The sequence below is a fragment of the Brevibacterium sp. Marseille-P9724 genome (assembly GCF_902500275.1).
In the GTDB taxonomy this organism is placed as follows: domain Bacteria; phylum Actinomycetota; class Actinomycetes; order Actinomycetales; family Brevibacteriaceae; genus Brevibacterium.
This window is the reverse complement of record NZ_LR722995.1, coordinates 54,741-75,942: the sequence shown is the minus strand read 5'-3', so window position 1 is coordinate 75,942 and position 21,202 is coordinate 54,741. Positions and strand designations below refer to the sequence as shown.

The following is a 21,202-nucleotide window of genomic DNA, read 5'->3' as shown; positions in this document are numbered from 1 at the left end:
GGCGCATGCGGCAGTGACCCCGAGCAGACTGTGGAACAAAGACTTCGTCCTCGCTTTCAGCATCAGTCTCATGGGATCACTGGTGTTCTATCTGCTGCTGACCTCCATGGCGGCATATGCGGTGATTTCGTTTGGTGCGGGACATGCGGCGGCCGGCTTCGCTTCGAGCTCCTTCGTTCTGGGTGCCGTGGTGTCCCGTGTTCCCGCCGGCAAGTACCTGGACTTCGTGGGCAGGCGCCGAACCATTCTGCTGTCCTCGATTGCCCAAATAGCGCTGTCTCTGCTGTACATTCCGACCGCCTCGCTTGACCTGTTCATTGTGGTGCGCTTCCTGCACGGCTTTGCGTTCGGGTTCAACCACACGGCAACCTCCGCGGCAGTGCAGACCGTCATCCCGCCGCACCGCAGGGCCGAGGGCACGGGCTATTTCGGTATGGCGACGTCCTTGGCGATGGCCAGCGGCCCGTTCTTGGCAGTGACGATCTCGGCGAAGCACGGGTATCAGCCGCTGTTCTACATCTGCGCAGCAATCGCCGTTGTCGCCTCACTGCTGTCACTGCTGCTGACTCTGCCGGAGAGCCCGCCGAGCCGGGAACAGAGGGCTGATAAGTGGCGGCTGACACCCAGTTCGCTCCTCGAGCTGAACACGCTGAAAACCGCTTCCGTGATGTTCGCCGCCGGTCTCGTGTACTCGGTCATCATGGCCTTCCTGGGATCCTATGCAGAAGCTGTCGGGGCGCCCGAGGCGGCAGGCTGGTTCTTTGTTGCACTCGCTGCCGCTATGCTCATCTGCCGTTCCTTTGTGGGGCGTCTGCAGGACAAGTACGGCCACGGCTGGGTGATCTACCCTGCCATCCTCATCTATGCGGCATCGCTCGCTGTGCTCACGTTTGCGCACGGCGCACCGGCGATCATCGTTGCTGGTGCGCTCGTGGGAGCCGGCTTCGGGTCGCTCCTTCCTGCAGTGCAGGCAGCGTGTGCTGCTGATGCGCTGCCTGCCCGCTACGGAGTTGTCATGTCGACGTTCTTCATCATGCTGGATTCCGGAACGGCACTCGGGTCAGTGGTTTTGGGCGCATTGGAGCCTGTGTTGGGCCAGCGGGGAATGTTCGGAGTTTCCGCGTTCATCGTGTTGGCCGGGCTGGTGGTCTACTGGGCCAGCAGGCGCGGCCGGAAAAGCTGAGAACACCCCCAGGTGAGCTCGGGTCTATGAAGGCGAGTCTCATCGGGGGTGTTCTCAGAAGTGCTGTCAGAGCACGCGTCCAGAGGGTCAGGAGCGCTGGCGCCGTGCCCAGGTCCCGGTGCGGGATGCGCGAATGCGGCGCACTGGACTGCTGTAGCCCGCGTCCGGCAAACGCAGGCTGTCGCCGGAGCCTGCGGAATGGCGCAGCGCCATGACGGCGGCGAAAGCGGCTGAGCGAGCCAACCGCTGCTCTTTCGGTGTTCCGGTCTTCGGCTTTTCTCTCACAGCGGGATGTTTCCGTGTTTGCGGGCGGGTGCCTGCACGTGCTTGTTGCGCAGAGCGCGCAGGCCTCGGACAATCCGTTCGCGGGTTTCAGACGGCGCAATGACGGCGTCGATGTAGCCCTCTTCGGCCGCCAGATAGGGGTTGAGCAGAGCGTCTTCGTATTCCTGGACGAGCTCGGCCCGCTTGGCTTCGACGTCTTCTCCGGCAGCCTCGGCCTCTTTCAGAGTGCGGCGGTAGACGATATTCGCCGCGCCCTGTGCGCCCATGACGGCGATCTGCGCCGACGGCCACGCCAAGTTGAGGTCAGCGCCGAGCTGTTTGGACCCCATCACGCAGTACGCGCCGCCGTAGGCCTTGCGGGTGATGAGCGTCAGACACGGCACGGTTGCTTCGCCGTAGGCGTAGATGAGCTTTGCGCCGCGCCGGATGATTCCGCTGTACTCCTGATCGGTGCCGGGCAGGAAGCCGGGAACGTCGACGAAGGTGAGGATTGGGATGTTGAACGCGTCGAGGAAGCGCACAAAGCGGGCGGCTTTCTCCGAAGCGTCAATGTCGAGCGTGCCGGCCATCTGCATGGGCTGATTGGCGATGATGCCGACCGTTTCGCCCTCTACGCGGCCGAAGCCCGTGACGACGTTTGGGGCGAAAAGCTCGCTGGTCTCCAGGAATTCGCCGTCGTCCAAGACGGTCGTGACGACGTCGAGGATGTCATAGGGCTGCGAAGCGGAATCCGGCACGAGCGTGTTGAGTGCGTTGTCGGCTTCCGTCAGTTCGAGATTCGCCGGAGCCGGGACGTTCGGCACGGGATCCATGTTGTTCGACGGCAGGAACGACAGGAGGTCGCGCACATAGTTCAGGGCGTCCTCTTCATCCTGCGCCAGGTACTGCGCGTTGCCCGAAACCGAGTTGTGGGTGTAGCCTCCGCCGAGTTCTTCGTGGCCGACGTTCTCACCGGTCACGGTCTTGATGACGTCGGGACCGGTGATGTACATGTGCGAGGTGCCGTCGACCATGATCGTGAAGTCGGTCAGGGCGGGGGAGTACACGGCACCGCCGGCCGAAGGGCCCATAATGAGGCTGATCTGGGGGATGACACCGGAGGACTGGACGTTCCAGTGGAAGATCTCGGCGAACAGGGCAATCGATCCCACGCCCTCCTGAATGCGGGCCCCGCCGGAGTCGTTGATGCCGATGATGGGGCAGCCGATCTTGAGTGCGAGTTTCTGCACCTTGACGATCTTGCGCCCGTTGGCTTCGGCCAGCGAACCGCCGAGCACCGTGAAGTCGTGAGCGAATACCGCAACGGTGCGGCCGTCGATTGTGCCCAGACCGCAGACCACGCCGTCGCCGTCGGGGCGCTTGTTCTCCATGCCGAACTGGTGGCTGTGGTGACGGACGAATTCGTCGATCTCCTGGAAAGAACCGGGGTCGAGCAGCTCGGCGATGCGTTCGCGGGCCGTCTGCTTGCCGCGATTGTGCTGGCGCTCAGCGGCCTGGGGATTGGGTGTGTGCGCAGTGCGGCGGCGCTCAATGAAAGCGGCCAGCCGTTGCGCTGTCGTCTGCGGTGCGGTAGAAGGACTCATGGCACTAGACTATCGGGGATTCTCACACGGTGGGTCGGTGTTGTATCCGGTGGATAAAACGGCCTACAGTGATGTAGTGCATGATAGCGTTTCTCCCTTTGACCTCAACCTCTTCAGCGACGCTTGGACCCGTGAAAGCCAGCTGCCGCAGCCGGACATCACCTGGACGGAGAACACCGGCTCGACCAACGACGATCTCGCCGCAGCGGCAGAAAGCGGAAGCGCAGCGCCCTTCAGCATTCTCGGCACGGACCACCAGCAGGCCGGCCGTGGCCGCTTGGCGCGGACTTGGACGACGCCGCCGCGCACTTGTCTGACCTTCTCCATTGCCGTTCCAGTGCCGCCGACAGTCGCAGCGGACGACCTTGGATGGATTCCGCTCATCACGGGCCGCGCTGTTGTCGACGCTCTGCGCGCAGAGGGAGTTCCGGCCGAACTCAAATGGCCCAACGACGTTCTCATCCGCGACCGCAAGCTCGCCGGCATCCTCACTCGGATCGTCATCGGAGCTGACGGTGCAAAGACAGTCGTCATCGGCACCGGCATCAATGTGCACCTCGCACAGGACGATCTTCCGGTTGAGACCGCCACGTCGCTGCTCGTTGAGGGCTTCGACTTCAGCCGCGAAGTGCTCCTGGCCGCTGTTGTCAGCCGCCTGCGCGAGGCCCTGGACTCGGCGTTCAGCCGTCCGGCCGTCGGCACAGCAGAATTCTGCGCGGACATGTCCGATTCCATGGCAACCATTGGGCGCGACGTTCGGGTCGAACTGCCCGGCCGGGAACCCCTCACAGCGCGGGCGGTGGGGCTCGATGCCCACGGCGGCCTTGTGATTGAAACCTCCGAGGGCCTGCAGACGGTCACCGCCGGGGACGTCGTCCACGCGAGGCTGGTATGACCGAACCTGATCCGCGCACTCAAGCTCTGCCGCAGATCAGCGAGCACACTGTTTTCTCTCCGCCTGACGCACCCTGGAATCGCGACGCCACGACAGCAGAGGAAATCAAGCGAATAGCAGAATCATCCGACGAGTTCAGCTCCAGCTTCCAAGAAGAGCGTGCGCGCGCAAATGCGCGCTCTTCTGATGACAGCGCCGTTTCCGAGCTGCGCGATCGGCTGGACTTTTCGCAGGGACTCGCGGATGACCCCACCCCGCAGACAGAACCGCTGCCAGACCTGCTGAACAATCCGGAGCTCATCGAGCAGCGAATGCAGCGTCTGCGCACGGCAGCATCGCTGCTCGAAGAGCAGCTGCTGGGCGGGAAGCGAGTTCTGACGCGGCGCGAAGTTGCCCAGCTTGCGGGGGTGTCCAGCGTGTCCGCCAAGAAGTTCTGGCGCGCACTCGGCCTGCCGATCGCAGAAGAGGGCACGCCCGCGTTCACCATTCGCGACGTCAACGCGCTGGCGGAAATGGCCGACCTCGTGGCTCGCAACATGGTGGACGAAGAAACCGCGGTCGCGCTTGCCCGCGCCATCGGTCAGACCACTGACCGTCTGGTGGTGTGGCAGATGGAGACGGTTGTTGAATATCTCGCCGAATCGCGCAGGTTGGACGAGCGCCAGGCCCGCGCCGTCGCGCTGAGCCTGTTTGAGCAGATCCTGCCGTCTTTGGAAAAAGTCATGCTGTACGCGTGGAAGCACAACATGGCGAACGTGTTCGGTCGGCTCAACGTCAATCTCGGTGATGACGCAGGTCCCGGCGGGAAGAACGCAGGCCGGCCCGGATTCTACGATTCAGCCATGCCGCTGGCCCGCGGCATCGGCTTTGTCGACCTCGTGTCCTTCACCCGACTGTCCCAGCAGATGGAGCCACGGCAGCTGGCCAGCCTCGTCAAGCGCTTCCAAACCCTGTGCTACAACATCGTGACCGCAGGCGGCGGTCGTGTCATCAAAACCGTCGGCGACGAAGTCTTCTTTGCCGCCGAAACCCCGCGTTCGGGAGCGGAGATCTCGGTGCGGCTCATGGAGCGCATCACGGAGGATCCCGAGCTTCCGAAAGCGCGAGTGGGCTTTTCGTGGGGCAAAGTGCTGTCTCGTCTGGGCGATATCTTCGGTTCGACCGTCAACCTGGCCGCCCGCCTGACCTCGATCGGCGAACCCGGAACCATCACAACCGACTGGGAAACCTCGTCTGTCATTTCGCAGACGGAAGCCTATGACTTCTCCAATCGCCGCACCGTCAGCCTGCAGGGACTGGGCGATGTCACGGTCGTCGACATGCACCGCGGCCAAGCGCCGTGCATGATCGTCGACGTCGAACCCTGACGCAGGCTCCCGCCGCAGTAGACGGGCGCTGAGCTTCACAGCGGCCGGAGAGTCAGAACAGCTGGTCGTTGTCGTCGGAAACGATGACGCCGCTGTCGTCGTCCTTTTCTCTGCCGATCTGGCTGTAGCGGTCGTCGTCGCTGAAATCAGGTGCGCCCGCGCTGCTCTTCGGGGTGCTCTTGACCGCCGGTGCGTCACCGGCGGCCTCGGATTCGGTCGCATCCGCCGCCGAGGCGCCATGGGCTGCGGCTGGATCTGCGGCAATTCCGGTGCGCGGGAGAGAGCCGATCGCATCGATCCGGCCTTCTAGGGGAGCCCCTGAGCCGTCGCGGCGCGAGAGCTCGTCCGGCAGAGCCCGTGCGCCGCCGGTTTTGGCCGCCGCCTGCGGATGGGGACCGACAAAAGCGGTGACGAGCGCAGTTTCATCCTTGAGGAAGCGGTGGCTGCGCATTCCCGCTGTGGCGCGTCCCCGCGAGGGGAAGTCAGCCAGCAGGGAAACCTTGACGGACTCGCTTTCCTCGCCGTTGAAGTTCACACCCTTGGCAATTGTGACAACCCGGTTGTCTTCGGCGGGGTCGACAACGCTGAAGCTGATGACCTCAACGTCCTTCGGCAGGCGGATGCCTGCAACACCGCCGGCACCCGGCCCCTGTGCGCGCACACCGTCGAGAGTGAAGTTGAGCAGATTGCCCGCCTGGGTGATGAACACGGCGGAACCGTCATCGAGGTTGGGAAGCTGGCCTGCGCCGACCACCGTGTCCTTGCCCTTGAGGGCAATGATGTCCCACACGTCGCGGTTGTTCGGAATCTCACCGGCGGCAACGCGTTTGACCACGCCCAAGCGGGTGCCGAGCACCACCTCGGCAGTGGGGTCGATGAGCGCGATGACGTGCTCGCCCTTGTCGAGTTCGATGAAGTCGGTGATCTTCACACCGCCGGACAGCACGGGGCGGGTGGCCTGGTCCGGCAGAGCGGGCAGGTTGATGATGTCGACCTTGTGGACCCGCCCCCTGTTCGTCAAAGCGCCCAGGGATCCGCGGGTGCTCGAGGGGATCTGCGCAATGAGAGCGTCGTTGGCGGCTCTGCGGCCGGTGGCGGACAGTTCCCCTGCCGCTGCGGTGCGGGCAATCTTGCCGGTGGTCGACATGAGCACCCAGCAGGGTTCGTCGGCCACCTGCAGGTTCTGGCCCTTCTTGCGCCCTGCGGCCTTGATCTCTTTGAGGCTGCCTTCGACGAGCACCGTGCGACGGCCGGTGTCCAAAGCGTTCGCGGTCTCTTCGAGCTCATCGGACACGAGCGTCTTCAGCCGGTTCTCATCACCGAGGATGTCGCGGAGGTCTTCGATGGTGGCCTGCAGCTCATCGCGTTCAGCTTCGAGTTCGATGCGTGAGAACTTCGTCAGGCGGCGCAGCTGCAGGTCGAGGATGTAGGTCGCCTGGATCTCCGAGAGCTCGAAGACCTCCATGAGTCGTGTGCGCGCCTGTGCGGCGTCATCGGAAGAGCGGATCAGCTGGACGACTTCGTCGATGTCGAGGATCGCAATGAGCAGGCCCTCAACCAGGTGCAGACGGTCGAGCGCCTTCTGCAGGCGGAATTCGCTGCGGCGGCGGATGACCTCGATTCGGTGGGCGATGAAGACTTCCAGAAGGGCCTTCAGCCCCAGGGTGCGCGGGCGGCCGTCAACCAGGCAGACGTTGTTGATGCCGAAGGAGTCTTCCATCGGGGTCAGCCGGTAGAGCTCTTCGAGTACGGCTTCGGGATTGAATCCGGACTTGATGCCGATGACCAAGCGCAGGCCGTGCTTGCGGTCAGAGTAGTCGTCAACCGAGCTGATGCCCTGCAGCTTTTTGGCCTGGACGTTGTCTTTGATCTTCTCGATGACCTTTTCGGGGCCGACGAGGTAGGGAAGTTCGGTGACGGTGATGCCGCGGCGGCGCGGGGTGATGTTCTCGAACTTCACGGTCGCGCGGGTGCGGAAGGTGCCGCGGCCGGTCTCATAGGCATCGCGCACACCGGACAGGCCGATGATCCGACCGCCGGTCGGCAGGTCCGGGCCCGGGACGAACCGCATGAGCTCATCAAGGGTCGCTTCGGGGTGGAAGATGAGGTGCCGCGCGGCGGCTATGACTTCGCCGGGGTTGTGCGGGGCCATGTTGGTGGCCATGCCGACCGCGATGCCGGACGCACCGTTGACCAGCAGGTTCGGCAGTGCGCTGGGCAGGGCTTCGGGCTGGGTGAGCGAACCGTCGTAGTTGGGAACCGTGTTGACGGTGTCTTCGTCCAGGTTGCGAAGCATGTGCATGGCCGCCTGGTCCAGCCGGGCCTCCGTGTACCGGGGGGCTGCGGGGCCGTCGTCGAGCGAACCGAAGTTGCCGTGGCCGTCGACCAGTGGGACGCGCATGACGAAAGACTGGGCCATGCGCACAAGAGCGTCATAGATCGCGGTGTCGGAGTGGGGGTGGAGCTTGCCCATGACATCGCCGACGATGCGCGAAGACTTCACGTACGGGCGCTCGGGGCGCAGCCCCATTTCCGACATCTGATAGAGGATGCGGCGCTGAACGGGTTTGAGACCGTCGCGGGCATCCGGCAGAGCACGAGAGTAGATGACCGAGTACGCGTATTCGAAGAACGACGTCTCCATTTCCTGGGTGACGTCAATATCGACGATCTGACCGTCGGTCACTCGGCTTCCTCCTTGTGCAGCTGCTGTGCCATCCGGAGGTCAGTGTAGCGCTCAGCTGGGCGAAAGCCGCTTATTTCACGGTCGCCGCGCCGTCTGGCGCGCTCACGCTTCGGCTCCCGGCTGCCTTGGCCGGCTCACATCCTACGGCGCAGGGTGTCCATGCGGTCGGCATCAGCCGCAAGCTGAATGCGGGCCGACAAGAGGTAGCTCTTGTCGGTGGTGATCATGATGGGACGGACTTCGACACTGCGGATGACGGGGAAGTCATCAACCAGCGCGGCCAGCCGCAGCAGGATCTCCTCGGCCGGTTCGACATTGGCCACCGGCAGCCCCTTGTAGCCGAACAGGCGCGGGGAGGCTCCGGGAGTGCGCACCATGTTGCGGGCGTCGAGATCGGTCAGGGGAGCGACCCTGTGGGCAACGTCGTCCAGCAGCTCAGTGGAGTCACCGGCGATTGAGAACGACACCATGGGACCCAGCAGCGGGTCCTCACCGGCCCGAATGACACACCCCACGCCCGCCGGAGCCATAGCCTGCACGTCGATCCGACGGTCATCATCGTCATCAAGAGACTGCGCAATGACGTCCGCGATGCCGTTCCAGTCGCCCACGAGCTCCGCCTCGGTCTGAATGGCAAGGCGCACTCCGCCGAACTCAAAGCGGTGGCGCAGCTTCTTGTGCACAGCCTTAAGCGCTACCGGGTAGCCGATCTTCGCCGCCGCTTCCTTGGCCTCTTCGACCGTAGCCGTCGAGATATACGGCAGCACCTCGATGCCGTAGGCGTCCAGAAGAGCGTGCGCGGCCTCATCAGACATGGTCACCCGCGGCGAATCGGCTTCCGCCAGGCTGCTTTCGATGATCTGCCGGGCCCTGCGGCTCTTCAGATCCGTGAAGATCGGATAGTGGCCGTGATCGGACTTCTTGTACACCGCGTACTCGGTGGCCCGGGCAAGCGCCCACACGGCTGCTTCGGGGCCGCCATAGGAAGGCACGACGTGCTTCGTGCGCTCGCCGGTTTCGGACCGGGTGTAGGACGTGAGCATTTCGTCCTTGCCGTGCACGCCGAGGAAGCAGGCGACGGTCGTCTTGCCCGACTGTGCGGCGGCATCGGCAATGGCCTGCGCCATCTGCGATGACGAAACACTGGGAGAGGGGGTGATTATGACGACGACCGAGTGCACGTGCGGGTTGGCATACACCTGCCGCAGTTCAGCTTCGAAGTCGTCAACCGTGGCCTCCGGGTGCAGGGAGACAGGGGCAGTGCCGAGCTTCAGCCCCTCCGCGCGGACGCACTGCTCAACGAGTGTGGACAGGGCCGCGGAATTGCCCACAATGCCGACGCGCTTGCCGGCCGGCAGCGGCTGCGTGTCGAACACCTGTGCGATGTCGTACATCTGGCTGACCGAACGGGCGCGAATAACACCGGCCTGCGCAAGAACCTGATCCATGGCGCTGGCCGACAGGGACGATACGCGCACCGCGTGCCCCGGCGGAAGCTCACCGCCGGTGAGATCGGACTTGATGACGATGACGGGCTTATTGCGGGTGACCCGGCGGGCAATGCGCGAGAACTTGCGCGGATTGCCGATCGATTCGAGGTACAGGCACACGACGTTCGTGGCGGGATCTTCCTGCCAGTACTGCATCATGTCGTTGCCGGACAGGTCTGCGCGGTTGCCGGCGGATACGAAGGTCGAAATGCCGATGCCGCGCTCGCGGGCTGCCGCGAGCATTGCGGTGCCCAAAGCGCCCGATTGGCTGAACACGCCCACGTGTCCCGGATCGGGCAGGAACGGCGACAGCGAGGCGTTGAGTTCGATATCCGGGTCGGAGTTGAGCACGCCGAAAGAGTTCGGGCCGATCAGGCGCATGCCCCACGTGCGCGCGGTTGTGAGCACCTGCTCCTGCAGGCGTGCGCCGTCTTCGGAAGTCTCGGCAAAACCGGAGGAGATCACAACAACGCCCTTCACACCCCGTTCTGCGCAGTCGCGGACAACCTGGGGGACAGCTGCCGCCGGCACCGCGATCACGGCGACGTCGATGTCGCCCTCAATGTCATCGAGACTCGACACGGTGGGCAGCCCCGCAACCTCGGAGGCCTTCGGATGGACGATGTTGAGCCGACCGCGGAAACCGCCGGCGGTCAGATTGCGCAGGAGCAGATTGCCGATCGAGGCGCGGCTGCGAGAAGCGCCGAAGACCACAATCGACTTCGGGTGCAGAATGCCGCGCACCGACAGAGCCTCAGCGCGGTGCTCACGCGAAGCGAGCACCTGCCGGGACTTTTCAGTGGGGTCGATGTCAAAGGCGACAGCCACAACCCCATCATCGAATTCGCGGGTGATTTCATAGCCGGCTGCGGCAAACACCTGCAGCATGGGCCGGTTCTGCGGCAGAACCTCGGCAACAAAGCGGTCAATGCCCATTTCGCGGGCCGCGGCGGCCAGGTGCTCCAGCAGAATCGAGCCGATGCCGCGGCCCTGGTGGGCATCCGCAATGTTGAATGCGACCTCGGCGGAATTCTCATCCAGGCGGTCATAGCGGCCGATGCCGATGATCTCGTCGCGGATCGTCATGACAAAGGCCACGCGGTCGCGGTAGTCGACAGTGACAAACCGTTCGAGGTCCTTCTCCGGGATCTGCTTGATCGGGGCGAAGAACCGCATGTAGATGGATTCGGCCGACTGGCGGGAGTGCATGGCCTGCACACCGTCGGCATCGCTTTGCAGAATCGGGCGCAGACGCGCCGTCGCACCATCGCGGAGGACAACGTCGGCTTCCCAGGACTGTGGATAGGCGCTCATAACACCCAGCTTAGGCCCCGCAGACGCTCCCGCCTAGCCCTACGCGCGGGTGGCAGTAGACAATGGTCGGATGGACCTTCCACAGCGACTCATCGCCGACATCCAAGACGCCGGCTACTATCCGCAGATCGCAGCGACTGCAATAGCAGAAGCCCTGCTGGACGAACCCGTGCTCGACCACCTGGTCTACACCGACACCCACATGGACCTCGACACCATCCACCGGCTGGTGAGCGTTTTCGTGCTCACCCCCACCCGGCTGGTGTTGGCCCGGGTTGACGACGAACCGCACCCTGAGCCCGGCTGGAGCGAACCGCGCGCCCTGTGCAGCACAGAAGAAGTCGCACTTGATCGGCTCGCCGCCCCGGCGATCTTCGCAACCTACGCCGATCCCGCCCACTACCGTCCCGGCGACAGCCCGGTGGAAGTGCAGCTCATCATGTCCTGGGGCGCACGCAGTCGCCTGGAGGTGTTCCCCGAAACCTGCGGCAACCCCGAATGCGATGTTGACCACGGCTTCAGCGGCGGCAGCTTCAGCGAAGACGTGGCGCTGCGCGTATCCGCTCAGGCAGAAGGCCAGCAGGCCGTCGACGCGACCGTCAGCTTCGCCCACACGCTGCGCCGCGTCATCCACGCCGCCCGCACCCAGCGGCAGTAAGCGCAAGAACTCCTCCAACCGCACGGCAGTGCGGAACCGAAGCTCCGCCTCGTCAGACAACACAGCCGCACACAACTGAGAAAGCCCAGCGTGACACAACAGCTCCACCCGCCGGATTACGCGAACAGCCCGCTGCTGTCGGACATCGTTCCCGCCGCGGCAGCCGCACTGGATGCCCAGAGCGTGCTGTCGGTCGATCAGCGCCTGCGCACCGAGACCATCCTCAGCGGCAGTGCAGCCCAGGCGCGCGTGGTGATCGTCGTGCTCATCGACGGAATGGGCTTGGAGCTGCTGCGCGCCCGCCGGGCCTACACGCCGTTTCTGCGTTCGGTGGGACAGCACCTGCGGCCCGGCAGCGCTGGTTTCCCGTCGACCACCGCGAACTCGCTGTCTTCGCTCGGCACGGGAATGCTGCCCGGCGGGCACGGCATCATGGGCTACAGGCTCCTCGACCCCGAAAGCGGCGAGGTGTTCAATCAGCTGACCGGCTCCAGCGAAGTCGACCCGAGCCGGTGGACCCCCGACACCACACTGTTCGAAAGGCTTGCCGCGACCGGGCTGGACGTTGTGCAGCTGGGAGAGCCGAAGTTCTCCCGCGGGGGACTCAACGCCGCAACCCTGCGCGGGGGACGCTTCCGCGGTTCGGACTCCTGGGAGCAGCGGGTCCGCCACGCACACGAAGAAATGCGCGCCCTTGGACGTCGGCTCGTCTACTTCTACTGGGGCAAACTCGACAAAACCGGACACCAGGCCGGCTGGAATTCCGACCAGTGGATCGAACAGCTCGAACAGGTCGACCAGATGCTCAGCAGCCTGGCCGCAGCACTCGGACCGGACATGACGATGATCATCACCGCCGATCACGGCATGGTCGACGTCGCCCACCGCAACCGCATCGACCTGGCCGAACACCCCGACCTCACCGCGGGGCTGGCTGCAGTCGGGGGAGAGCCGCGCGCGGCACACCTGTACACCCGGGCCGGTGCCAGCGATGACACGGCGGAGGCATTCCGCGCCCACCTGGCAGGCAGAGGCCGCGTCATGACTCGTGACGAAGCGATCCGCGAAGGCTGGTTCGGGGAAGTCGCACAAGCCTTCCGCGCTCGCATCGGCGACCTCGTGGTGGTGTGCGACGAAACAGCCGCCGTCGTTGATTCGCGCACTGATTCGCCGTCGGCTCTGAGCCTGCTGGGACACCACGGGGGAGTGAGCTCAGCCGAACTTTCCATCCCGCTGCTTGTGCTCGAAGGCTGAGTTCGCGCCTTCCGGCACTGACGAGGTGTCTGTCAGCACCTCGCGCTTGCTCGCCTTGCCGCGGAACAGCCAGGACCGGTAGGCGAAATAGCGCATGATGTTGCCCAGCAGCAGTCCGATGCCGTTGCCGGCGATGTTGTCGGCAAGCAGCGATGTGAAGCCCAGAAGATCGTGGGAGATCCACAGGGTCAGCAGCGCAATGCCCATTCCGGCGGCATTGACGGCAAAGAACAGGACGCCTTCGAACGCGGGCCGGTAGCGCGGCTGCTGGTCGGCAAAGGTCCATCGTCGCGAACCGATCCAGGAAACCGCTGTTGCGCACAGCACCGCGAGGGTCTTCGCCAACACGGGGCGGCCCTGAAGGGCCGTCAGCATGAGCAGATTGAAAATGCCGACGTCGACGAGGAAGGCGACGGTCCCGACAGCCGTGAAGCGGCTGATTTTGACCAGTTCGCGTCTTTTCTTGCCCACGGGCCAACTATAGGCCGCGAGAACCGGCATCCAGCCCGATGGCATTGGGCGACATTGGGTGCGGGTCACTCAGAGTTCCGCCAGGCGGCGCCCGCTAGAGTGAAAGCGTGTCTTTTCCACGTATTGGTGTAATCGGCGGCGGTCAGCTGGCGCGCATGATGGCGCCCGCGGCCGAAGCTCTGGGCGTTGCGTTTCATGTTCTGTCAGAGGCCGAAGGGTCTTCTGCCGCGCAGGTTTCAAGCCGGGTGACCGTCGGGGACTACAAGGACCTCGACACGCTTCGCGCATTCGCCGAAACGGTCGACGTCATCACCTTCGATCACGAACACGTGCCTACCGAGCACCTCGAAGCGCTGACCCTGGCCGGACACAGCGTCCATCCCGGGCCCCACGCACTGGTCTACGCCCAGGACAAACTCAAGATGCGCGCCAAAATGGACGAACTGGGCCTGCCCAACCCCAGGTGGCGCGAAGTCGCCGACACCGAGTCCCTGCAGACTTTCGGCGATGACATCGGCTGGCCGATCATCGTGAAAACTCCCCGCGGCGGCTATGACGGCCACGGGGTCAAGCTCATCAGCAGTGCCGATGAGGCTGCCGACTGGTTCGGCACTGGGCCGCTGCTGGCAGAAGAGGCCGTTGACTTCACACGCGAGCTGTCCGTTATGGTCGGCCGTTCGCCCATGGGCCAGACTGCCGTGTGGCCGGTTGTGGCAACCCTGCAGGAAGGCGGCATCTGCACAGAAGCGGTCGCACCCGCACCCGGGCTCGACTCGGACAAGGCAGCGGCGATCACAGCTGACGTGCTCACTGTTGCCGAATCGCTCGAAGTGACGGGCGTTATGGCCATGGAGATGTTCGAAACTGCTGACGGCTACATGGTCAATGAACTGGCCATGCGCCCGCACAACACCGGCCACTGGACCCAGGACGGTTCGATCACCAGCCAGTTCGAACAGCACCTGCGGGCCGTTCTCGACCTTCCGCTGGGCGATCCAGCGCCGAAGGCGCCGGTGACAGTTATGGCCAATGTCCTCGGCGGTGACCGCGAAGACCTCTACCGGGCTTATCTGCACGTTCTGGCCCACGACCCTCAGATCAAGGTCCACATGTACGGCAAGGACGTGCGTCCCGGCCGTAAACTCGGACACGTCAACCTCAGCGGTGAGAACGTCGAAGCGGTTCTGGCGCGCGCTCGCCACGCGGCGCACTTCATTGCCGGGACTGACACCAACCCTCATCCCGACCTGCCCTGACGGAGGAGCAGACATGAGCACCACGCCGAAAGTCGGCATTGTCATGGGGTCCGATTCTGACTGGCCCACCATGAGTGCCGCCGCCGACATCCTGGAAGAGCTCGGCATCGAGTTCACGGCGGAAGTCGTTTCCGCCCACCGTATGCCCCACGACATGATCGACTGGGGCACTCGGGCCGACGAGGCGGGATATTCCGTCATCATCGCCGGGGCCGGAGGCGCCGCCCACCTTCCGGGCATGCTCGCCTCTGTCACGTCCCTGCCGGTGATCGGCGTCCCGGTGCCGCTGAAGCACCTTGACGGCATGGACTCGCTTCTGTCGATCGTTCAGATGCCCGCCGGCGTTCCGGTGGCAACCGTGTCGATCGGCGGGGCGAAGAACGCAGGTCTGCTTGCCGCTAGGATCATCAGCGCCGGGCGCGACGATGAATCTGCGGCTCTGCGCCGACGCCTTGACGACTATCGCCTCGAACTGGGGCGTGCCGCTGAAGAGAAGGGCCGCGCGCTCAAGCGCCGGCTCGAAGAGCACAGCTGAAAGGGAATCCAATGTTCGATGTTTACAGGCTCACCGACGAGCACGAAGAGATCCGCGCCGCGGTGCGCTCTATTGTCGAAGACAAAATCACCCCCGCCGCAGCCGAAGTCGACGCTGAGGCACGCTACCCGCAGGAAGCACACGATGCCCTGCTGGCCACCGACTTCTTCGCCCCGCACGTGGCCGAAGAATACGGCGGCGTGGGCGCAGATGCCCTTGCAACCTGCATCGTGATCGAAGAAGTGGCCCGCGGCTGCATGTCGTCGTCTCTCATCCCGGCGGTCAACAAGCTCGGCTCCATGCCGGTGATCCTCGGCGGCGGTGAAGAGATCAAGAAGAAGTACTTGTCGCAGCTGGCCCAGGGCCACGGCTTCTCCTACGGTCTGTCCGAACGCGAAGCGGGTTCGGACACCGCGAGCATGAAGACCCGCGCTAAGCGCGACGGCGACGACTGGGTGCTCAACGGCGTCAAGACGTGGATCACCAACGCGGGCGTTTCCGACTTCTACACCGTCATGGCCGTCACTGATCCTGACGGTCCGCGGGGCCGCAATATCTCCGCGTTCGTTGTGGAGAAGGACGATGAGGGCTTCACCTTCGGCGAAAAGGAGCGCAAGCTCGGCATCAAGGGCAGCCCCACGCGCGAACTGTTCTTCGAAGACTGCCGCATCCCGGGCGACCGCATCATCGGTGCCGAAGGCGAAGGCCTCAAGATCGCCCTGCGCACCCTCGACCACACCCGCGTGACGATTGCCGCGCAGGCTCTCGGCGTTGCCCAGGGCGCACTCGACTATGCGATCGCCTACGTCAAGGACCGCAAGCAGTTCGGCAAGTCCGTGTCCGACTTCCAGGCGGTGCAGTTCATGGTCGCTGACATGGGCATGAAGCTCGAAGCCGCCCGCCAGCTGACCTACGCCGCGGCTGCGAAGTCAGAGCGCGATGATGACGATCTGGGCTTCTTCGGCGCCGCGGCGAAAGCATTCGCCTCGGATGTCGCCATGGAGATCACCACTGACGCGGTTCAGCTGCTCGGCGGCGCCGGCTACGTTGTCGATCACCCCGTTGAGCGCATGATGCGGGATGCGAAGATCACGCAGATCTACGAAGGCACCAACCAGATTCAGCGTCTTGTCATGGGACGCAAGCTCCTGGGCTGAGAGACGATTCCCGCATGAGCCAGCGCAGACAGCTTCAGTACGCAGACCCCATCCGCAATCCCAAGCGAAGCCCGGAGTATGTCCGGGACCGCCGCGGGTGGTGGCTGCTGCTGTGCTCTGCGCTCATGCCGGGTTCCGTACAGAGTGTGCTCGGCGCTTCGCGGAAGTTCACCCGAACAGCGCTTTGCATCACACTCGGCACGTGGGTTCTGCTGCTGGCGGCCATCATCGTCGGGCTGTTCAAGCGCAGCTTCTTCTTGACGATCGGCACCGACCCCATCCTGTTGGTCCTGGCGCTTGTGGTGGTGCTGGCGGCGGGCATCAACTGGATTGTGTGCCTGTTGGACACCATGCGGAGGGTGCGGGTTGTCAGCTTGAGCAAGAAGACCCGGCCGAAGTTCTTGGCTGTCGGTCTGGCTGCAGTTCTGCTCGTGGGGCTGGGCACCGCGTGGGGCGGTGTGACGGTCAACGCGCAGCGGTCGCTGATGTCTCAGCTGTTTGCCTCCGGAAAGATGAAGAAGCCGGTGGACGGCCGCTACAACGTGGCTCTGCTCGGCTCCGACGCGGGCAAGGGCCGCGAAGGCATCCGCCCCGACAGCCTCACGGTTGTGTCCATGGACGCCAAGACGGGCAAGTCAGTGGTCGTCGGCATTCCCCGCAATACTCAGAACGTGCCGTTTCCCAATTCTTCGCCGCTGAAGAAGCACTTCCCACAGGGCTACAACTGCGGTGACGCGTGCCTCATCAACGCGGTCTACCAGGAAGCCGAAAAGCACGCTGACGAATACAAGGGCGATGTTCCCGCAGGTGTGCAGGGAACCGTCGAAGCTCTCGAGGGCGTGACGGGTCTGGAAATCCAGTTCTACGCGATGATCGACCTCAAGGGCTTCCAGAAGCTCATCGACGCCATGGGCGGAATCCGCCTGAATTCGGAAGTGCGGGTGCCGATCTCCAGGCCGATCAATCCGGCCACGGGCAAGCACTACCCGCCCAAAGAGTGGATTGAGCCGGGGAAGAACATCAAGATGGACGGTCGCACGGCCCTGTGGTATGGCCGTTCGCGCGAGTTCGCCACTGACTATGAGCGCATGGTGCGCCAGCGCTGCGTGCAGGAAGCCATGCTGCGGCAGATGGATCCGGCAACCCTCATGACGCGCTTTACAAAACTCGCCGCTGCAGCACCGGATGTCGTTTCCACTGACGTCCCGCAGCGTCAGGCCGATGACTTCATCAACCTCGGCATGAAGGCGAAGTCGCAGAAGATGCTCTCGGTTGAGCTCACACCGCCTCATGTCACACCCTCACACCCCGACTTCACGGTGACCAAACAGCTGGTCAAAGACGGAATTGAGAAGTCCAAGAAAGAGGACGAACAGGCTGCCCCCGGCCTTTTCGGACCAGCACCGGCGCACGCTTCCGAAAAGAAGCCGAAGCCGAGCTCCATCTGCTCGGTGCCCAAGTGAATCATCCGAATGTAACCTTCGCTTCACTCTGATGTCGCTTTGCGCGGCCACGGCGTTCACTGTGGACTTCTACTGTGGCCGGACGCTAAGGTTGCAAGGAGAAGATGTTGAAGCTACAAGGCTCACTGGCCAACTACGCCTGGGGTTCGACCACCGCCATTCCCGCCCTTCTCGAACAGGCTCCCACTGACGAACCCATCGCCGAAATGTGGTTCGGTGCCCACGAAGCCCGTCCGTCGCAGGTCGTGTGGTCCTCGCCCGCATCCGAACAGGCCTACGGGGTCGCGGTTCTTCCGCGCACTCTCTCTGACATCATCGCAGAAAGCCCCGCGGCTGTTCTAGGTGAAGAATCCGTGAAGACGTTCGGTCCCCGCCTTCCGTTCCTGATGAAGCTGCTCGCAGCGGACAAAGCCCTGTCCATCCAGGTGCACCCTGACCTCGAACAGGCCCAGGAGGGCTTTGCGCGTGAGAACGCCGCCGGCATTCCGCTGGATTCGCCGCACCGAAACTATCGCGACGCGTGGCACAAGCCCGAACTCATCTACGCGCTGTCTCCGTTTGATGCGCTCACGGGTTTCCGCGAACCCCGCGCGATTGCCGCCACTGTTGATCGCCTGCTGGATGCCGAGGTGCCGGGAACCCACGCGGCACTGCTCACGTGGCGCGAAGTCCTGGCCGGTGAGAACCCGCTGCGGGACTCCATGAACCTTCTGCTGGGCACACCCGGTTTCGGCGCCGTCGCTGACCGTCTGGCCGCCGCTGACATTGCCGAGGCCTCACCTGAGTGCGCTTCGCGCATCGGCTGCGATATCGACCCCGTCGAGATCCTGCGGATGACCAACGGCGACTTCCCTTCGGATGCCGGGGCGCTGGTTGCGCTCATGCTCAACATGGTGCGCATGCTTCCCGGCCAGGCACTGGCCATGTCAGCCGGAATCCCGCACGCCTATCTGCGCGGTCTGGGTGTCGAGATCATGGCGTCGTCAGACAACGTCGTTCGCGGTGGCCTCACCAGCAAGCACATCGACATTCCGGAACTGCAGCGCCTGGTGCGCTTTGAAGTCCAGAAACCGCACATTCAGCACGCTGACAACAGCGGCAGGCTGGACACCGGCTGCCGTGACTTCGGACTGCAGGTCATCAGCTGCGCAGACAACCTGCAGCTCGGCGAAGAGGGCCCCACAATCGTCCTGTGCACCTCGGGTTCGTTCCAGGTGAGCACCGGCCACGGCACTCAGCAGCTGCAGCCAGGGGACGCCTATTTCATCGGAGCTGACGAAGCGCCCGCCGCGTTCACCGGTCAGGGAGCCCTGTTCGTCGGCGGTCTGGGCCGCTGACGAACCCCAGCGCATAAACACAGGTGAGGGGCGGTCGTGATGACCGCCCCTCACCTCGTTCGGAGACACCCCGACACCCAGCAGCAACAGAAACACCCGATAGCAGTGACGGCTATCGGGTGTTTCTGTTGCTGCTGGGAGCTTTTGTTCAGGCTCAGACCTCGGCAACCTGCATTTCGGGAATGTCACCTTCGACAATCAGCTTCGCCTGCGTCTTTTCGGTGATTTCCTCGACCGTGACACCGGGGGCGCGCTCAACGAGCTTGAAGCCATCAGGCGTGACGTCGATGACGGCGAGGTCCGTGATGATGCGCTCAACAACTCCCTTGCCGGTCAGCGGAAGTTCGCACTTGGTCAGCAGCTTGGGCGAACTGTCGCGAGCCACGTGGTCCATGATGACGAAAACGGATTTGGCGCCGTGCACCAGGTCCATTGCCCCGCCCATGCCCTTGACCATCTTGCCGGGGATCATCCAGTTGGCGATGTCGCCTTTCTCATCGACCTGCATGGCTCCGAGAATCGCCGCATCGATTTTGCGGCCGCGGATCATCCCGAAGCTCTGCGCCGAATCGAAATAGGCCGCGCCCGGGCGCATGGTGACAGTCTCCTTGCCGGCGTTGATGAGGTCCGGGTCGACGGTTTCGCGTGTGGGGTAGGGGCCCACGCCCAGCAGGCCGTTTTCGGACTGGAGGACCAGCTGGACATCGTCGGAAACATAGTTCGGGACCAGGGTGGGCATCCCGATGCCGAGGTTGACGTAGCTGCCGTCTTCGAGTTCCTGAGCGGCGCGGGCAGCCATTTGGTTGCGTGTCAGTGCCATGTCAGTCCTCCTGCACCGTGAGCTTTTCGATGGGCTTGTCAGCGGCTTCTTCCGGGCTGAGCTTGACCACCCGGTGGACGTAGACTCCCGGCAGGTGAACATCCGCGGGGTCGATCTCGCCCGGCTCTACGAGTTCTTCGACCTGGGCGATTGTGATGCGCCCGGCCTGGGCGGCAGGCGGGTTGAAGTTCTGCGCAGACTTGTTGAACACGAGGTTGCCGTGACGGTCGCCCTTGGCCGCGTGGACCAGAGCAAAATCGCACGGCAGAGATTCTTCGAGAACATAGGTCTGCTCTTCGCCGAAGGTCTCAAACGTGCGCTCTTCTTTTGCGGGGGAGGATTCGACGACATTGCCGTCAGAGTCGTAGCGCCACGGCATTCCGCCTTCGGCCACCTGGGTTCCTGCGCCCGTGATGGTGTAGAAAGCGGGAATTCCTGCACCGGCGGCCCGCAGCTTTTCTGCCAGGGTGCCCTGCGGGGTGAGTTCGACGGTGAGCTCTCCGGACAGGTACTGGCGGGCGAACTCCTTGTTTTCGCCGACGTATGAGGAGATCATTCTGCTGATCTGCTTGCTCTCAAGCAGAATGCCAAGGCCCCGGCCGTCGGTGCCCGCGTTATTGGATACGCACGTGAGGTTCTTTGCGCCCTGATCACGCAGTGCGCGAATGAGATATTCGGGAATTCCGACGACTCCGAAGCCGCCTACGGCAATGCTGGCGCCGTCAAAAATGTCTGCAACCGCCTCAGCGGGTGATGAAACTTCTTTGTCCATGCTGAAAACCTACCACGTGCCGCCGAGGCCTTCCGAAAGCGTTCAGCCCAGGGTGAGGACTGCGCCCAGCAGAGCTCGCAGCGCGGCCGTGAGCTCCTCATCGTCAGTCGGCGCGGCCGTAAGAACAGCGTCAGGTCCCGGCTCGGTCGGGACCGGAACACGCAGCTGCCGACCCGGAAAGTCCAAACGCAGCTGCCGTGTTTCAGCCAGCGGCACCACGTCTGGCCTGGAGCGGACCTCCGTGATGAAGTCGAGGAAGTCTGCGGGCACATCGGTGGTCAGTGCCAGGGGTTCTGTGGCGTAGACGAATACCTCGTCGGCGGCGAAAGCGGCCTCCGCATTCTCCAGACCTGCGGGCACAAGAGCGGCGTGAGGGTGATCGGGACCCGGCGTGTCCGGGTCGAGTACGGACACCGGCAGACCCATGCCGGATGCTGCGAGCAGGCCGGCCGCAGCCCTCCAGTGCAGATGGCCGTCTGTGACGACCACAAGTCCGGCCACGCCGAAGTCCTCCCACAGAGCGGTGGACTTATAGATCCAGTTGGCGAAGACGGCGCCGGTCAGCTCCAGGTGTCCTGTCGGTCCAGACCAGCGGACGGCCGGTTCAGAGCGGGCGGCGAGCTGAGCGATGAACGAAGCGAACACGGTCCTCCTGGGGTGTTTGGCAAACAGGGCT

General features: G+C 63.9%; 18 protein-coding genes. 10 read left to right on the top strand and 8 right to left on the bottom strand.

Translation table 11 applies throughout. From position 1 onward, the window contains the following. Window positions 1-13: 13 nt before the first annotated feature. Complete coding sequence (locus GC119_RS08010) at window positions 14-1,183, top strand: MFS transporter (protein ID WP_083304263.1); 1,170 nt, start codon at window positions 14-16, stop codon at window positions 1,181-1,183. A gap of 87 nt (window positions 1,184-1,270) precedes the next feature. Here the strand turns inward: GC119_RS08010 and GC119_RS08005 are convergent, their stop codons facing one another. Next, complete coding sequence (locus tag GC119_RS08005) at window positions 1,271-1,468, bottom strand: hypothetical protein (protein WP_070576769.1); 198 nt, start codon at window positions 1,466-1,468, stop codon at window positions 1,271-1,273. Then, entirely contained in the window at window positions 1,465-3,051 is a 1,587-nt protein-coding gene (locus GC119_RS08000) for an acyl-CoA carboxylase subunit beta (protein WP_070576764.1), read from the bottom strand. Before GC119_RS08000 ends, GC119_RS08005 begins: the two co-directional genes overlap by 4 nt. 76 nt (window positions 3,052-3,127) lie before the next feature. Here GC119_RS08000 and GC119_RS07995 point away from each other — a divergent pair, with 76 nt between their 5' ends. Then, window positions 3,128-3,946, top strand: a complete 819-nt coding sequence (locus GC119_RS07995; protein ID WP_193215640.1) for a biotin--[acetyl-CoA-carboxylase] ligase — start codon at window positions 3,128-3,130, stop codon at window positions 3,944-3,946. Beyond that, window positions 3,943-5,313, top strand: coding sequence for an adenylate/guanylate cyclase domain-containing protein (locus GC119_RS07990; protein ID WP_070576757.1), 1,371 nt, complete (start codon window positions 3,943-3,945; stop codon window positions 5,311-5,313). Before GC119_RS07995 ends, GC119_RS07990 begins: the two co-directional genes overlap by 4 nt. Before the next feature lie 52 nt (window positions 5,314-5,365). On the opposite strand, the gene GC119_RS07985 is transcribed toward GC119_RS07990, so the two are convergent. Together GC119_RS07985 and GC119_RS07980 are read right to left on the bottom strand one after the other, a co-directional pair. Then, window positions 5,366-7,957 (bottom strand): DNA topoisomerase (ATP-hydrolyzing) subunit A, encoded by a 2,592-nt coding sequence (locus GC119_RS07985; RefSeq protein WP_226829368.1) that lies wholly within the window; start codon window positions 7,955-7,957, stop codon window positions 5,366-5,368. 176 nt (window positions 7,958-8,133) lie between these two features. Further along, complete coding sequence (locus tag GC119_RS07980) at window positions 8,134-10,803, bottom strand: GNAT family N-acetyltransferase (protein ID WP_151952852.1); 2,670 nt, start codon at window positions 10,801-10,803, stop codon at window positions 8,134-8,136. A 70-nt stretch (window positions 10,804-10,873) separates the two neighbouring features. On the opposite strand from GC119_RS07980, the gene GC119_RS07975 reads away from it, so the two are divergent. Next, a complete protein-coding gene (locus tag GC119_RS07975; RefSeq protein WP_070576748.1) occupies window positions 10,874-11,461 on the top strand; it encodes a DUF5998 family protein in 588 nt (195 codons plus the stop codon). A 90-nt stretch (window positions 11,462-11,551) separates the two neighbouring features. Then, window positions 11,552-12,715 (top strand): alkaline phosphatase family protein, encoded by a 1,164-nt coding sequence (locus GC119_RS07970; RefSeq protein ID WP_151952851.1) that lies wholly within the window; start codon window positions 11,552-11,554, stop codon window positions 12,713-12,715. On the opposite strand, the gene GC119_RS07965 is transcribed toward GC119_RS07970, so the two are convergent. Further along, window positions 12,674-13,186: a GtrA family protein gene (locus GC119_RS07965; protein ID WP_151952850.1), complete on the bottom strand. Its 513-nt coding sequence runs from the start codon at window positions 13,184-13,186 to the stop codon at window positions 12,674-12,676. The two genes, GC119_RS07970 and GC119_RS07965, sit on opposite strands and share 42 nt — an antisense overlap. A gap of 107 nt (window positions 13,187-13,293) precedes the next feature. On the opposite strand from GC119_RS07965, the gene GC119_RS07960 reads away from it, so the two are divergent. The 5 genes from GC119_RS07960 (at window position 13,294) to manA (ending at window position 18,934) form a co-directional block, all read left to right on the top strand. Then, entirely contained in the window at window positions 13,294-14,442 is a 1,149-nt protein-coding gene (locus GC119_RS07960; protein WP_151952849.1) for a 5-(carboxyamino)imidazole ribonucleotide synthase, read from the top strand. Window positions 14,443-14,455: 13 nt separating this feature from the next. Continuing rightward, on the top strand, window positions 14,456-14,977 hold the full coding sequence (purE, locus tag GC119_RS07955) for a 5-(carboxyamino)imidazole ribonucleotide mutase (RefSeq protein WP_070576736.1): 522 nt from the start codon (window positions 14,456-14,458) through the stop codon (window positions 14,975-14,977). A gap of 11 nt (window positions 14,978-14,988) precedes the next feature. After that, window positions 14,989-16,134, top strand: coding sequence for an acyl-CoA dehydrogenase family protein (locus GC119_RS07950; RefSeq protein WP_070576734.1), 1,146 nt, complete (start codon window positions 14,989-14,991; stop codon window positions 16,132-16,134). A gap of 14 nt (window positions 16,135-16,148) precedes the next feature. Beyond that, on the top strand, window positions 16,149-17,597 hold the full coding sequence (locus tag GC119_RS07945; protein ID WP_070576731.1) for an LCP family protein: 1,449 nt from the start codon (window positions 16,149-16,151) through the stop codon (window positions 17,595-17,597). 104 nt (window positions 17,598-17,701) lie between these two features. Further along, on the top strand, window positions 17,702-18,934 hold the full coding sequence (manA, locus tag GC119_RS07940) for a mannose-6-phosphate isomerase, class I (protein WP_070576729.1): 1,233 nt from the start codon (window positions 17,702-17,704) through the stop codon (window positions 18,932-18,934). 154 nt (window positions 18,935-19,088) lie between these two features. Here manA and GC119_RS07935 read toward each other — a convergent pair whose 3' ends face one another. Genes GC119_RS07935 through GC119_RS07925 form a run of 3 tightly spaced genes read right to left on the bottom strand, consistent with a single transcriptional unit; the run spans window position 19,089 to window position 21,171 of the window. Further along, the gene (locus GC119_RS07935) at window positions 19,089-19,754 is read right to left on the bottom strand and encodes a CoA transferase subunit B (RefSeq protein ID WP_070576726.1); all 666 of its coding nucleotides are present in this window, start codon (window positions 19,752-19,754) and stop codon (window positions 19,089-19,091) included. Window position 19,755: 1 nt separating this feature from the next. Then, on the bottom strand, window positions 19,756-20,526 hold the full coding sequence (locus GC119_RS07930) for a CoA transferase subunit A (RefSeq protein ID WP_070576723.1): 771 nt from the start codon (window positions 20,524-20,526) through the stop codon (window positions 19,756-19,758). 42 nt (window positions 20,527-20,568) lie between these two features. Continuing rightward, window positions 20,569-21,171: a hypothetical protein gene (locus GC119_RS07925; protein ID WP_151952848.1), complete on the bottom strand. Its 603-nt coding sequence runs from the start codon at window positions 21,169-21,171 to the stop codon at window positions 20,569-20,571. Between the last annotated feature and the right edge of the window lie 31 nt (window positions 21,172-21,202).